Below are 271 nucleotides of genomic sequence, written 5' to 3'. Positions count from 1 at the left end.
CCGGTTGTAGCGGTTCATATCACCTTACCGGCGCTTATCGCAGATTAGCACGCCCTTCATCGCCTCTGACTGCCAGGGCATCCACCGTGTACGCTTGGTCGCTTAACCTCACAACCCACAGGCGTTTTGCGCTTGCGTGTTATGAGCTTTTGAGAGACCCGAACGCATCGTGCTGTGTTCCTTATTACGGAGGAACACGACGTGCGTCGTTTCAAATTTTCAGCTTGTTCCGGATTGTTAAAGAGCAAATATCTCAAACGTGACCCTGAGG

1 rRNA gene is annotated in these 271 nt (G+C 51.7%); it reads right to left on the bottom strand.

From position 1 onward, the window contains the following. Nucleotides 1–108, bottom strand: a 23S ribosomal RNA gene (locus F7Q90_RS26275); the annotation flags it as partial. Nucleotides 109–271 lie beyond the last annotated feature (163 nt).

Source organism: Pantoea stewartii subsp. stewartii, from assembly GCF_008801695.1.
GTDB lineage: Bacteria > Pseudomonadota > Gammaproteobacteria > Enterobacterales > Enterobacteriaceae > Pantoea > Pantoea stewartii.
The sequence above is the reverse complement of the archived record's forward strand: the minus strand, read 5'-3'. Positions and strand labels throughout refer to the sequence as shown.